Genomic DNA, 14,427 nt, shown 5'->3' with positions numbered 1-14,427 from the left:
CGGGGGCACCCGCCGGGCCGTAGGGCCAGGACGCCAATGGGGGTAGTGCTAGGCCCACTTCGCGGTGAGGGCGGTGGCGTCCAGGAGACGCCTGGTCTCGGGGTGGGTCGCGTCGTCGAGGGCGTGCGCGGGCAGGTCATCGACGATCCGTCCGGCGTGCAGGACGACGACCCGGTCGGCGACGCGGCGGGCGACGCGCAGGTCATGGGTGACCAGCGCGATCGTGATGCCGTGGTCGCGGCGCAGGCGGCCCAGCAGCCGCAGGACGCGCTCCTCGGTGAGGACGTCCAGGCCGCTGGTGGGCTCGTCGGCGAGCAGCACGTCCGGCCGCTGCGCGAGCGCCCGCGCGATCGCGACGCGCTGGCACTCGCCGCCCGACAGGGTGGCGGGGCGCCGCGCCGCCATGGCGGGGTCGAGGCCGACGTAGCGCAGCAACTCGTCGTCGTAGGGACCGGCCTGCGCGATGGCCTGCCGGACGGTGTGCCGGGGGTCGAAGGAGGCGAGCGGGTCCTGGAAGACCAGGCCGGTCCGGCGGCGGACGGCGCGCCGCTCGCGGTCGCGCAGCGCCCAGACGTCGCGGCCGCCGCGCAGGACGGTGCCGGCGTCGGGACGGTCGAGCGCGGCGAGGGCGCCGACGAGCGTCGACTTGCCGGAGCCGCTGCGCCCGACGATCGCGACGGACTCGCCGGGACGGACGGCCAGGCCGGCGCCGTCCAGCGCGACGGTCGTGCGGCGCCGGGACCGCAGGACGCGCCGCAGGCCCCGGACGGACACGGCTTCGCCGTCGCCCGCCGCCGGTGGAACGCCGGGTGGAGGGGGCGCGGCCGTGGCGGCGGCGACCAGGTCCCGCGCGAGGTCGCTTCGCGGGTCGCCGAGGATCCGCGCGGCGGGCCCGTGCTCGACGATGCGGCCGTCGCGCATGACGGCGATGTCGTCGGCCCAGCGCGCGGCGGCGGTCAGGTCGTGGGTGATGAGGAGGACGGCGCGGTCGCGGGCCTGCGCGCGGACGAGGTCGAGCACGGCCGCCCGGGTGACCGGGTCGAGCGCGGTGGTGACCTCGTCGGCGATGAGGACGGGCGGTTCGTGCACGGTGGCGAGGGCGAGCGCGACCCGCTGCGCCTGCCCGCCGGACAGCTCGAAGGGGTGCGCGGCGGCGAGCGCCGGATCGAGGCCGAAACGGGCCGGCGCGGCGGCGGGGTCTCCCGTGCCGTGGGCCTTGACGGTCTCGGTGAGGTGCCGCCGGACGGTGACGGTCGGGTTGAGCGAGGCGAGCGCGTCCTGGAAGGCGTACCCGACGTCCCGCCCGCGGACGGGAGGACGGCCGTTGACCAGGACGGTCCCGCCGTGCGGGTGCAGGCCCGCGACGGCGCGGGCGGTGAGGGTCTTGCCGCTGCCGCTCGGCCCGACGAGCGCGAGGACGCGCCCGGCCGGGACGGCGAGGTCGATGCCGTGCACGACGCGGCGTCCGGGGACGTCCACGGTGAGCCCGGACACGGTGAGCCCGGTGCCGGCGAGGCCGCCGGTCGTCACCACGTCCTGCCTTCGCCGGAGGGACCGGCGACCGCGCCGGCGACGACGTTGACCGCGATGAGGGTGGCGACGACGGCCGCCGCCGGGATCGCGACGGTGTACCACTCGCCGGTGAGCAGGTGCGACTGCGCCTCGGTGAGCAGGGTGCCCCAGCTCGGCCGGTTCGGCGGGACGCCGAGGCCGAGGAAGCCGAGCGTGGACTCGGTCAGCACGGCGTGACCGACCTCGAACGCGGCGACGGACGCGACGGGCGGCAGCGCGCCGGGCAGCAGGTGCCGCCACATCACCTGCCACCGGGACAGGCCGAGCGCGTAGGCGGCGCGGACGTACAGGCGCTCGCGGCGGCCGCGCAGCTCGGCGCGGACGATCAGCGCGACCGGCATCCAGCTCGTCAGCGCGATCGCCGCGACCACGAGGCCGAGGGACGGGCCCGCCACGGCGGCGAGCGCGAGCACGATGACCGGCAGCGGCAGGGCGAGCAGCACGTCGGCGGTGCGGGCGATGAGGCCGTCGAGCCGGCGCGGCGCGATCGCGGCGAGCCCGCCGAGGAGCAGCCCGAGCCCGACCGCGGTCGCGGCGGCGGTGAGCCCGACCAGCAGGGACGTGCGGGCGCCGTGGAGCATCCGGGTCCACAGGTCGCGGCCGAGCAGGTCGGTGCCGAGCGGATGCCCGGGCGAGCCGGGCTTCAGCGACGTCGCGGACGTGTCGGTGGCGACCGGGTCGAGCGGGGTGAGCAGCGGCGCGAGGGCGGCGAGCAGCGCCAGCGCGGCGAGCACGGCGACGGCGGCGAGCAGCGCGGGGCGCCGGGGCCGCACCCGGACGGCGAGCAGCCCGCGCACGCGGGTGGCGGCGGGGACGCGGGCCGGGGCGGGGGCGTCAGGCGGCATCGGCGCGTCCCGTCCGGGCTCGGGGGTCCAGCGCCGCGACGAACAGCTCGGCGGCCAGGTTCGCGGCGAGCACGATGAGGCCGGTGACCAGCACGATGGCGATGAGCAGCGGGTAGTCCTGGGCGCGGGCGGCGGTGACGGCCTCGCGGCCCATGCCGGGCCAGGAGAAGATGACCTCGGTGGCGTAGACGCCCCCGGCCAGCGTGCCGGCGCCGACGCCGAGCCGGGCGGTGAACGGCACCAGCCCCGGCCGCATGAGGTGCCGGGCGACGACGGTCCGCCGGGGCAGGCCCCGGACGCGGGCGTTCTGCACGTGCGGCGCGTCCCGGAGCCGTCCGACGCCGCTCTCCACCAGCCGCACGTACACCCCGAAGTGGTGACCGAACGCGAGCGCGCAGGCCGGCAGCACCAGGTGGGCGAGCAGCCCGTACGCGGTGACCGGCTCCCCCGGGCGGCTGACCCCGCCGGACGGCATCAGGTGCGTCGCCCCCGCGAACGCGTACAGCAGCAGCAGCGCGACGACGAACCCCGGCATGCCGCCCATCACGAACAGGAGGAGGTCGATGCCGTGCCGGAGCCAGGCCCGGCGGGTGAGCGCGGCGACGAGGCCGACCGCGAGGGCGGCGGCGAAGCTCAGCAGCACGGCGGCGCCGGTGAGGAGCAGCGTCCACGGGACGGTGTCGCCCAGCGTCTCGGTGACCGGCCGTCCCGACATGTACGAGGTGCCGAGGTCACCGCGCAGGGCGTGCGACGCCCACCGCCAGTACCGGACGGGCGGCGGGTCGTCGAGACCCATCTCCGCGCGCAGTTCGGCGACCGCCGCCGGGGACGGCGGGCGCCCGCCCGACCGCGACTCCAGCACCGACGCGGCCGGGTCGCCGGGCGCGGCGTCCAGGAGCCCGAAGCACACCGCCGACAGGGCGGCGACGACCAGCGCGGCCGTCGCGACCCGGCGGACCGCACGGAGCGCCATCTAGTTGTAGCGCCAGGTCTCGGCGTTCCAGAAGAACCCGTAGCCGTGGTGGCCCAGCGTGCGCGGGGCGGGCCCGGCCAGGTTCTTCGGGACGGCGTTGATCGTCTTGAGGTAGGAGATCCACACGAACGGCGGGTCGTCCTGCAGCGCCTGCTGGAACGCGGTGTAGGCGGCCTTCCTCCCGGCGGGGTCGAGGGTCGAGCGGCCGTCCTCCAGTGCCTTGTCCGCGGTGGGGTTGCTGTAGGAGCCGTAGTTGGAGCCGCCCTTGGCGAGCGCCTGCGACGAGGCGAACGGCCCGTAGACCGAGGAGTCCGGGTCGTAGGGGGTGCCCCAGCCGACCACCATGCCCTGCAGGTCGCCCCAGTGCTTGCGCACCCAGTCGCGCGGGCGCGGGCGCGGGTCGACGTCGAACCCCTGCTGCCTGAGCTGCGTGGCGGACACGTTCAGGATCGCGACGCGCAGCGAGTCCTCGGCGAAGGTGGTCAGCTCGAACTTCACGGTCCTGCCGTTCTTCGCCCACAGCCCTTGGGCGTTCCTGGCGTACCCGGCGTCCTTCATCAAGGACGCCGCCCTGGCGGGATCGAACGCGAACCCGGGCGCGGCGGCGTACGGGCTCGTGTCCAGCGGCCCCTTCGCCGGGGTGCCGTAGCCGAGGACGACGCTCCTGGTGATGGCGTCGCGGTCGACGGCGTGGTTCATCGCCTGCCGCACCCGGCGGTCGGCGAACACCGGGTCCCTCATGTTGAACATGAGCGCCCGGTAGTCGGCGGTCGGGTACACCTCCAGCCGGTGCCCGCCGGCCCTGCCCGCCTGCTGCGGCGCGAGGTTCGCGGCGTCCACCTCGCCGTTGCGCAGCTGGATCAGCCGCGCCGAGTCGTCCGGGACGTACTTGACGACGACCTTCTTCAGCCCCGGCCTGCCCTCGTAGTAGCCGTCGAACGCGGTCAGCTCCGCGTACTGGCCGGGCTTGTAGGTGGTGAGGGTGAACGGGCCGGTGCCGACGGGGCGCCGCCCGAACCCGGGGTCGGTGAGCTTCTTCCCCTGGAGCAGGTGCTTCGGCAGCATGCCCATCGACACCGCGTCCAGCATCGGCGCGAACGGCTCGTCGAGGACGAGCCGCACCGTGGCCGCGTCGGGCGTCTCGATCGATCTCACCCTCGAGAAGTCGCGCGACAGCGGCGAGCCGGCCCCCGCGTCGCGGACGCTCTCGATGGTGAACTTCACGTCCCCGGAGGTGAACGGCCTGCCGTCCTGCCAGGTGACGCCCGGCCGCAGCGCGAACGTGTACGTCCTGCCGTCGGGCGCGACCGTCCACGACCGCGCCAGCGCCGGGACGACCCTGTTGTCCTTGTCGTGCCTGGTCAGCCCGCGGAACACGAGTTCGGTCACCGGGTCGGTGTGCTCGTCCTGCAGCCCGGGGTTGAACGTCTCCGGCTCGTCCCCGACCGCGTAGGTGAGCGCCCCGTCCTTCCCGCCGGACGCGGGCCCGCCGCCCTGCCCGCACGCGGACGCGACCGAGGCCGCCAGGACGGCGGCCATCCCTGCCATCAGAGGACGTTTCACCATGCGGCGCATTATTGCAAACTCTTCGCAGTAGCGAGTTCTTCGCATCTGACCGGACGGCACGGCACGGAGCGTCCACGGGGCACCGTGCGGGCGAGGCCGCGTCCGGCCGTGCGGGCCGAACTGAGCCCGGCCGTGCGAGGGGCCGCGTCCGGCCGTCCCGGGGATCGGTCGCGCCGGCCAGGCCCCGGAGCGGCGCAGCGGATCCGTTTTCCTGGCGCGGTCCATCCTTCTTTCCGTCGGCCCGCCGACGCCGCGAAAGGTGAACGGAGCGATCGGAATAGGGAGCGACCTGCGGCCCGCATGTCCCGATCTAGACCGACAATCCGGATAAATTAGGGCAATAGAATTGCATTCGGCCACATCGGAGCCCGCCGGCCGCGGGAAGACGATCTGTTCGCGGCATGCGGGAGTGCGCCGAAGAGCCCCGAGGTGGTGCGCTAAAGAGCCCGCCTAGCTGCGCTTTCGCCGATCGCGCGGCCGAATGCGGACAGCAACTCGATCATAACTGCGCTGTCGAGATCAAAGTACGCAAGGGCCTCCGGTCAACCCCCATGGCGTTCCTCTTGCGGTCAGTTACCGCCTCCCACGTCACACGAGCCACACCGGTCACGACCCTTAATGCGACGGAAGAATGTTCACAACCAATCCGGTAGGTTTGATTTGTTATTCGAGCCTCTGGATTTCTCGGCGGGTCCGTGGTTAACGTGTTCCCGTTCGCCGAGAAGTTCCGGCCGGCACCGGGAGAGGCGAACCCGATCAAGGCGGCATTCGATCTTTGCGCGCGTAGGGCGGCACTCTAAACGCGCAATGAGAGCGGAGATCCTCATGGTGGATTTCAATTTCAGTGTCTTCTCGGCTGCCCCCGAGGCGGCGGACGAGGACACGGCTCTCACCGATCTCCTCGCGGCGGCGATCGGTCGGGCGCCCGCCCCGGAGCGGTGGCGCACCGGCCGGGCCGGCATGTGGTGCACCGTCGCCCCCGACGGGGCGCCCCACCGCCCGCAGGGGTGGAAACTGCACGTCACGGCCACCCCGGCGGCGGCGCCCGAGATCCTCCGGCGATGCCTGGAGGTCCTCCTCCAGGCCGGCTCGGCGTTCAAGTTCGCCGCCACGACCGACTACGTCGCGGCCCTCAACGCGCGCAACACACCGCGCGGCCATTCGGGCAAGTTCGTCACGGTCTATCCCGAAAGTGATGACGAGGCCGTCCGGCTCGCCGCCGCGCTGCACGAGGCGACGGCCGGCCTGCCGGGCCCGCGCATCCTTTCCGACCGGCCCTACGCGACGGACAGCCTCGTCCATTACCGCTACGGCGCCTTCACCGAGGACCGGCGTCTCACCAATGACGGATTCTACGCCTGGATGATCATCGACCCGGACGGGAATCCGGTCGAGGATCGGCGCATCGGCCGCTACACACCTCCCCCTTGGGTGACCTGTCCCTTTCCCGACAACGGCATGCGGGTCACCCGCCCGGAAGGCGGTTCCCGAAAGGACATCGTGATCGGCGGGCGCTTCGCGGTCGAGAACGCGATCCGCCACACCAACAAGGGTGGAGTTTACCGCGCCGTGGACGTCCGCAGTGGTGACGCGATGGTGCTCAAGGAAGCACGTCCGCATGTCGCCGCCGATATGGAGGGACGCGACACCCGGGACCGGCTGCGCGCCGAGGCCCGCGCGCTCGAACGGCTTCAGGGCCGGAGACTCGCGCCCCGCTCGGCCGGATTGTTCCCCCAGAACGGGCACCTCTTCCTCGCGCAGGAGATGATTCCGGGAACGCCGCTGCGGGAATGGACGGCCGATTCCATCCGCGACGCCGGCTGGGGCCCGCACCTCGCTCCGGCGCTCGGCATGGCGCGCCGGCTGGCCGACCTGATGATCGAGGCGCACGCCGCCGGGCTCGTCCTGCGCGACTTCAACCCCAACAACGTCATGGTGCGCCCGGACGGCACGCCGGTGCTGATCGACCTCGAACTGGCCGCGGTGGACGGCGGCGACGAGGACGTGCCGCTGCGCGCGGGCACCCCCGCCTTCAGCGCGCCGGAGCAGTTCGGCGGCGCGCCGCCCCACGCGACGGCGGACTACTACAGCCTCGGCGCGACGCTGTGCTACGTCCTCACCGGCGGGCCGCCCCACTTCATGGAGGAGCACCCGCGCCCCCGGCCGCTGACGCGGCGGCTCACCGAATGGCTGGCGGCCCGCACCCAGGGCCTGGACCTGCCCGAGTCCCTGCGGGCGGTGCTCGTGGAGCTGATGGCGGACGACCCCGGGCGCCGCTGCACGCCGGCGCGGGCCCGCTCCGTCCTGGCCTCGTGCGCGCCGTCCCCCGTCCCGCCCCAGGCCCGGCGGGCCGGGACGGCCCGCCGGCACGCCGCCGGCGAGGACGCCGACCCCGGCGAGGACGCGCCCGAGTGGCTGCGGGAGGCGTGCGAGCAGACCGTCAAGGGCATCACCGGGCAGCTGCTCGCCGCCATGGAACCGGAGTCGCCGCAGGCGCTGTGGCCGATGTCCTGCGCGCACGGCGCGCCGGACCCGTGCAGCCTCCAGCACGGCGCCGCCGGATGCACCGGCGCGCTGGTGCGGTACATGCGGCACACCGGCGATCCGCGCCTCCCGGACGCGTCCGCCACGGCGTCGCGCTGGATGCTGGACCGCCTGCGGGACGGCACCCGGCGGCCGTCCGGCCTGTACTTCGGGACGGCCGGCGCCGCGTGGGCGCTGCTCGACGCGGGCCTGGCGCTCGGCGACGAGGGGCTGGCCGAGGAGGCCGTCGCGGTGGCGGAGGCGCTCCCCGCCGCCGCTCCCGGGCCCGACGTCACCCACGGCACCGCGGGCATCGGCCTGACCGCCCTGCACCTGTGGGCCCGGACCGGCCGGCCGCTGTTCGCCGAGCGCGCCCTGGCCGCCGCCGACGCGCTGGCCGCCTCGGTCGAGGAGGGCCCGGACGGGCTCGTCTGGCGGACGCCCGCCCACGTGGAGTCGAAGCTGGCGGGCAAGTCGTACTACGGGTTCGCGCACGGCATCGCGGGCGTCGGGTACTTCCTGCTCGCCTGCGCGGAGGCGACCGGGCGCGCCGAGCACCGCGAGCTGGCGGTCCGGGTCGGGGACGGCCTGCTGGACGCGGCGGTCGTCACGCCGCGCTCGGCGATGTGGGGCGCCGGGACCGGCGACCCGCCCACCGCGCCGTACTGGTGCCACGGCGCGTCCGGGATCGGGACGTTCCTCGTCCGGCTCGGCGCCGCCACCGGCGAGGAGCGGTTCCTGCGGGCGGCCGACCTGTCCGCCCGCGCGGTGACCGAGCAGTCCTGGCGCTCGGTGCTCGGGCAGTGCCACGGCCTGGCGGGCAACGGCGACTTCCTGCTCGACATGGCCGACCTCACCGGCGACGCCCGGCACCGGGCCGCCGCCTGGCGGCTCGCCCGGATCATCATCGCCGACGGCGCGCACCGCGACGGGGGGATCGTCCTGCCCGACGAGCGCGGCGACGTCTCGACGAGCTGGGGTGAGGGGCTGAGCGGGGTGCTGGCCTTCCTGGTCCGGCTGCGGTACGGCGCGGAACGGCTCTGGATGGCCGACGCCGCGCCCGCGCCGGGCGCGGCCGGGGACGCGGTGGCCGGCGCGGCCGTGCGGGGGTCCGCCCCGTGAACGGGACCGCGCACGGCACCGCCGACCCGGCCGTGCCCGCCCTTCCGGGGATCCCGACCCGGTTCGGCCTCGCCTTCTCCGCCGGCGGCCGGTGGGCCGCCTGCCTGAGCGCCGTCGACGACGACGTGACGCTGGAGCGGTGGAACCTCGCCCGCGCCGTGCCGTCCCGGCGGGTGTTCGGCGGCGGGACCGTCGCCTCCGGTCCCGGCCGCCGGGAGCCCGTCGACCGGCACAGCCGCCCGCTGCCGCTGGACGACGGCCGCCTCCTCGTCGTCCGCCCCGAGGTCGACGCCCAGGGGACGCCCGCCGGCCACGGAACGGTGGTCGCGGCGCAGGCCGGGCACGGCGGCACGACCGTCGGGCGGTCGTGGTGGATCCCGTCGATGCTCGCCGGGTACGCGCTGGCGAGCCCGGGCGCCCCGCAGACCGTCGTCCTCGTGACCGTGGAGGACGAGCACCGGTCGCGGATCTGGGAGCTGTCGCTCGCCACCGGCCGGCTCGAACCGGTCATGGCGGTGCCCGGCACGCTGTCGGGCGGCGTCTGGCTCGACGACGGGCGCACGCTGGCCCTCGATCAGGCGTCGGCGGACCACCGCGCCGACGGGATAGCCGTCGACCTGCGCGAACGCTCCTGGCGGCGGGTCTGGTCGGTGGCGGCCACGACGGCGGACCGGATCGTCGCCCGCGACCGCCGCTCGGGGACGCTCGCGGTGACCACCGGCCTTCCCGGCGCCGAGTGGACCGGCGCCCTGCGGATCGGGCTGTGGTCGCCCGGCGGCGGGCGCGTCCGGTTCCCCGCCGCGCTCAACCGTGCCGGTGGCGGCATGGTCCCGCTGACCTTCGACGACACCGGCGCGCACCTGCTGCTGAGCGAGGTGTCGGGCGCCGTGTCCCGGCTGCTGGTGCACGACCGGGCGGACGACCGGGTCACGCCGGTGGCCGTCCCGCCCGGGACGGCGGGGCCGCCCGCCTCGTGGACGGGCGACCGCATCCACCTGCGGTTCTCGGCGCCGCACCTGCCGCCGACGCTGGCGACGGCGCACCGTCCGCCGCTCGCGGGCTGGGCGCCGGTGCGGCGGGCGCCCGACGTCGCGGCGGACTGGCGGAACGCCGACCTGGTCGAGCTGGCGGGCCCGGCGGGACCGATCGAGGCGATCGTGTACGGCGGTCCCCGCTGGCGCGAGCGGCGCCACCTGGTGCTGGCGCTGCACGGCGGGCCGCTGGCGGCGTGGCGGTTCGAGTTCGACCCGCTGTTCCAGCACCTCGCCGCCGCCGGCATCGCGGTGGTGGCGCCCAACCAGCGCGGCAGCACCGGCTACGGCGCGCGGCACCTGCGCGCGGTGATCGGCGACTGGGGCGGCCCCGACCTGGAGGACGTCCTCCACCTGGCGCGCGGCATCGCCCTCCCCCGGCGGGACGCGGGGCTGCCGGAGCCGGTCGTGCTCGGCGGCAGCTACGGCGCGTTCCTCGCGCTGCTGGCCGCCTGCCACGGCCCGGACCTGTGGTCGGGCTGCGCGGCGCTCGCGCCGTTCACCTCCGCCGACGGCCTGTACCACGACGCGCCCGCCCCCGTCCGGGACCGGGTCGCGCGGCTCGCCCGGCCCGGCGGCGGCACGGAGCCCGCCGGAACAGAGCACGGCGGCACGGAGCAAGGCGGCGGAGCGCTCGGCGCGGGACGCGACGTCCTGCGCGCGTGCGCCGCGCTCACGGCGCCGCTGCTGCTGGCGCACGGGACCCGCGACGAGGTCATCCCCGTCGCGCACTCCCGGGCGCTGCGGCGGCGCCTCCTCGAACTCGGCAGGACCGAAGGGGCCGGCCTCGACTACATCGAGGTCGACGACGGGCACACCGCCGTCGTCCAGGCATGGTCCCCGGTCCTCCGGACGGCGGTGGTCCGCTTCTGCCTCGCGGCGGAGCGGGTCTCGGCGACGACCAGCGAAGGGAGGTGAACCGAATGGAGAACATCTTCGAGGGCGACCTCGTGGCGGAGCTTCAGGAGCTGCCCGAGACCGACCCGATCGAGATCGAGGGCGTCCAGCTCAGCGGCACGTGCGCGTGCACCGGCCTGCTGACCCTGCTGAACACCGTGTGCATCGGCGTCTCCTGCGCCTGATGCCCGGCACCTACCGCGGACCGGGGCGCCCGAGGTGATCCCCGTCCGCTGACACCGGTCACGGGCCGGCCGGAAGGCCGGTCCGTGACCGGACCCACTTTCCACTGTAACCCGACGGCCGCCGAACGCGAACGGAGCCGACGAGCGTGCCCGATCCCGAGCCAGAGCCCGCCACGGGCGACGGTCCGCCGCTCCTCGCCGGAGCGCCCGCCGCGCCCGCCGCGCTGCGCCGGGACGGGAGGCGGCTGCTGCGCGCGGCGGCGCGCCGCTTCCGCGGGCCGCTCGGCCTGCTGGCGGCCGCCACGGCCGTCCGCGTCGCGGCGATGCTCGCGACCCCGGTCATGCTCGGCCGGGCGATCGACGCGGTCCGCTCCGGCCGGGGCCTCGGCGCCGCCGTCGCCGGCCTCGCCGCCGTCCTCCTCACCGCCGCGCTCGCCGACGCCGCCGAGGAGCTGGCCGGCACCTACTGCGGCAGCCGCATCACCGCGTGGCTCCGGCACCGCCTCGTCGGGCGGGTCCTGGAACTCGGCGTGCCCGGACGGCGCCGCTTCCCCGCCGGGGACGTGCTGTCCCGCCTCACCGAGAGCGCGGGCGGCCCGGCGGCGTTCCCGACGCTGCTGCTGTCCGGCGCGGCGGTGCTGGCGACCACGGCCGGCGCGGTCGTCGCCCTCGGCCTCATCGACTGGACCCTCGCGCTGGTCTTCGCCCTCGGGACGCCCCCGGCCGTCCTCGCGCTGCGGATGTTCGCCGCCAAGGCGGGCGCGCCGTTCGCCGACTACCAGCGCCACCAGGCGGAGATCGGCACGCGGCTGCTCGACGCCCGGCAGGGCGCCCGCACCATCCGGGCCTCCGGCACCACCGCCCGCGAGGTCCGGCGGATCCTGCGGCCGCTGCCGCTGCTCGGCGCGGCCGGGCGCCTGACCTGGGACGCGCAGGGGCAGGTGGGCTGGCGGCTCTCGCTGCTCGCGCCGCTGCTGCAGATCACGGTGGTCGGCGCCGCCGGGGTCCGCCTCGCGACCGGCGACGTCACGGCGGGCGAGCTCGTGGCCGCCGCGTCGTACACGTCCATGGCGGTCGGCGCGGCGGCGCTCTTCGACACCTTCGTCGCGCTGCTGAACTGCGAGGTCGCCGCCGGGCGCGTCGCGGAGATCCTCGACGCCGGCCCGGCCGTCCGGCCGCCGGCGCGGCCCGTCCCGCTGCCGGACGGCCCCGGCGCGCTGCGGCTGCGCGGGGTCACCGTCCGGGCCGGCGGCCGGACGGTGCTCGACCGCCTCGACCTCGCGGTGCCGCCGCGGACCGCCGTCGCGGTCGTCGGGACGTCCGGGGCGGGCAAGAGCGTGCTGGTGGCGACGATCGCGCGGCTCGCCGACCCGGACGAGGGCCGCGTCGAGCTCGACGGCGTGGACGTCGCGGACGTCGCGCTCCCCGAGCTGCGGCGCGCCGTCGCGTACGCCTTCGAGCGTCCCGCGCTCCTCGGCGCGACCGTCCACGACATGATCGCGTACGCGCGACCCGGCGCCACCCGCGCCGAGGTGCGCCGGGCCGCGCGGACCGCGGCGGCCGACGGGTTCGTCCGGGCGCTGCCCGCCGGGTACGACACCCCGCTCGCCGAGGCGCCGATGTCCGGCGGGGAGCTCCAGCGGCTCGGGCTGGCCCGCGCGGCGCTGGCGGACGCGCGGCTGCTCGTCCTCGACGACGCCACGAGCAGCCTCGACACCGCGACGGAGATGCGGGTGACGCGGGCGCTGCGGGAGGTCCTCGCGGGACGCACCAGCCTGGTGGTGGCGCGCCGTCCCGCGACGGCGGCCCGCGCGGACCTCGTCGCCTGGCTCGACGCGGGCCGGATCCGGGCGCTCGCGCCCCACGGCGAGCTGTGGGCCGACCCGCGGTACCGGGCCGTGTTCGCCGCCGGGCCCGGCGAGCCGCCCGGCGCCCCGGCGCCGTTCGCCGCCGCACCGGGGCCCGCCCGGTGACGGCCGCGCCCGCCGCCCGGCTGCTCCACCGCCACCTGCGCGGGCAGTGGCCCGCGATGCGGCGCCTGGCCCTGTGGTCGGCGGTCGAGAGCCTGCCCGCGTTCGCGTCCGGCCTGCTGCTCGCCCGCGCCATCGATGACGGCTTCCTCGCCCGGCGCCCGCTCACCGGGCTCGGCTGGCTGGCCGCCCTCGCCGTCCTCCAGGCGGTCGGCGCGCTCGGCACGCGGCGGATCTACCCCTGGCTCGCCGCCACCGTCGAGCCCCTCCGCGACTCCCTCGTCGGCGCGGTCGTCACCGGCGCGCTGCGCCGCACGATCGACCGGGTTACCGGCCCCGCGTCCGCGTCCGGGGGCGCCGGTGCCGGGATCTCGCAGGTCACCGAGCAGGCGGAGGCCGTCCGGGCGCTGCTGGGGACGGCGCTGCGCAACGTCCGGCAGATGCTCGCGGCCGGCATCGCCGCGCTGCTCGGGCTGACCCTGCTCGCGCCGCTGCCCGCCCTCACCGCCGCCGTGTCCGTGACGCTCGCGCTGGCGCTGTTCGGTGCGCTGCTCGGCGTCCAGGTCCGCCGCTACCGCACCGTCGTGCGGGACGCCGAGCGCATCGGCGAGGCGGCGACCGAGATCGTCCAGGGCGCCCGGGACGTGGTGGCGTGCGCGGCCGAGCCGCGCGCCGCGCGGACCGTCGGGGAGGCGGTCGACGCGCAGGCCGGGGCGCTGCGGGCGTTCGCCCGGTCGCGGCTCGTCCGGCTGCCCGTGCTGGCGCTCGGGGTGCACCTGCCGCTGCTGGCGCTGCTCGCCCTGTCGCCGCGGCTCGTCGAGGAGCACCGGCTCACCACCGGCCAGGTGGCGGGCGGGGTGAGCTACCTGGTCACCGGGCTCCAGCCGGCGATGGTGCTGCTGGTCGACGCCGGCGGGACGCTGCTGCTCAGCCTGGCCGTGGTGCTCGGCAGGCTCGCCGAGGTCTGCGCGGAACCGCTTCGTGCGCCCCGGGTCGCGGCGCCGGTCACCGCCACGTCCTACGACCTGGAGGCCGAGCACGTGACGTTCGCGTACTCGGCCGAGGCCGCGCCGGTCCTCGCCGACCTGTCCCTGCACGTCCCGGAGGGCACGCACCTCGCCGTGGTCGGGCCGAGCGGGACGGGCAAGTCGACGCTCGCCGACGTCCTCGCCGGCCTCGTCCGGCCCCAGCGGGGCGGCGTCACGCTCGGCAAGGTGCCGCTGCCCGACCTGGACGAGGCGCAGCTCCGGTCGGCCGTCGTGCTCATCCCGCAGGAGAGCTACGTGTTCGCCGGGACGCTGCGGGAGAACCTCACGTACCTGCGCCCGGACGCCGCCACCGCCGACATCGACGAGGCCGTGGACGCCATCGACCTGGCCGGCACGGTGGAGCGGCTCGGCGGCTACGACGCCGCCGTCCCGCCCGGCGGCGGTTCGCTGTCGCAGGGGGAACGCCAGCTCGTCACCCTCGCCCGCGCGTACCTGTCCGCGGCGCCGGTGACGATCCTCGACGAGGCGACCTGCCACCTGCACCCCGCCGCCGAGGCCCGCGCCGAGCGGGCGCTGGCCGCGCGCGGCGGCACGCTGATCGTCATCGCGCACCGCATCAGCTCCGCCCAGCGGGCCCAGCGCGTCCTGCTGCTGGACGGCTCGGCCCCGCAGCTCGGCACGCACGAGACCCTGCTCGCCCTCAGCCCCCTCTACGCCGAACTGGTGGGCCACTGGCGGACCTGACGGCGCGGGG

At 76.3% G+C, this 14,427-nt stretch carries 9 protein-coding genes; 5 read left to right on the top strand and 4 right to left on the bottom strand.

Annotation, left to right across the window (positions count from 1 at the left end):
* Positions 1–48: 48 nt before the first annotated feature.
* The 4 genes from J4557_RS51625 to J4557_RS10940 are packed head-to-tail and all read right to left on the bottom strand — an operon-like array spanning position 49 to position 4,956.
* Entirely contained in the window at positions 49–1,533 is a 1,485-nt protein-coding gene (locus tag J4557_RS51625) for an ABC transporter ATP-binding protein (protein ID WP_208266373.1), read from the bottom strand.
* Positions 1,527–2,417, bottom strand: coding sequence for an ABC transporter permease (locus J4557_RS10950; RefSeq protein ID WP_208266372.1), 891 nt, complete (start codon positions 2,415–2,417; stop codon positions 1,527–1,529). The genes J4557_RS51625 and J4557_RS10950 overlap by 7 nt, the downstream gene beginning before the upstream one ends.
* Positions 2,407–3,390, bottom strand: coding sequence for an ABC transporter permease (locus tag J4557_RS10945; RefSeq protein ID WP_208266371.1), 984 nt, complete (start codon positions 3,388–3,390; stop codon positions 2,407–2,409). The genes J4557_RS10950 and J4557_RS10945 overlap by 11 nt, the downstream gene beginning before the upstream one ends.
* Complete coding sequence (locus J4557_RS10940; protein ID WP_243775565.1) at positions 3,391–4,956, bottom strand: ABC transporter substrate-binding protein; 1,566 nt, start codon at positions 4,954–4,956, stop codon at positions 3,391–3,393. It lies immediately after the preceding gene.
* Between the two features lie 825 nt (positions 4,957–5,781).
* Here J4557_RS10940 and lanL point away from each other — a divergent pair.
* From lanL to J4557_RS51615, 5 genes are all read left to right on the top strand, one after another.
* Positions 5,782–8,601, top strand: a complete 2,820-nt coding sequence (lanL, locus tag J4557_RS10935; RefSeq protein ID WP_208266370.1) for a class IV lanthionine synthetase LanL — start codon at positions 5,782–5,784, stop codon at positions 8,599–8,601.
* Complete coding sequence (locus J4557_RS51620) at positions 8,598–10,550, top strand: S9 family peptidase (RefSeq protein ID WP_208266369.1); 1,953 nt, start codon at positions 8,598–8,600, stop codon at positions 10,548–10,550. The genes lanL and J4557_RS51620 overlap by 4 nt, the downstream gene beginning before the upstream one ends.
* A gap of 5 nt (positions 10,551–10,555) precedes the next feature.
* Complete coding sequence (locus J4557_RS10925; protein WP_208266368.1) at positions 10,556–10,714, top strand: VenA family class IV lanthipeptide; 159 nt, start codon at positions 10,556–10,558, stop codon at positions 10,712–10,714.
* A gap of 146 nt (positions 10,715–10,860) precedes the next feature.
* Positions 10,861–12,687, top strand: coding sequence for an ATP-binding cassette domain-containing protein (locus J4557_RS10920; protein WP_307799634.1), 1,827 nt, complete (start codon positions 10,861–10,863; stop codon positions 12,685–12,687).
* Complete coding sequence (locus J4557_RS51615; RefSeq protein ID WP_208266367.1) at positions 12,684–14,417, top strand: ATP-binding cassette domain-containing protein; 1,734 nt, start codon at positions 12,684–12,686, stop codon at positions 14,415–14,417. The genes J4557_RS10920 and J4557_RS51615 overlap by 4 nt, the downstream gene beginning before the upstream one ends.
* Positions 14,418–14,427: the final 10 nt, after the last annotated feature.

Source organism: Actinomadura nitritigenes, assembly GCF_017573545.1.
GTDB classification, from domain to species: Bacteria; Actinomycetota; Actinomycetes; order Streptosporangiales; family Streptosporangiaceae; genus Spirillospora; species Spirillospora nitritigenes.
This window is presented reverse-complemented; position numbering and strand designations above follow the sequence as displayed.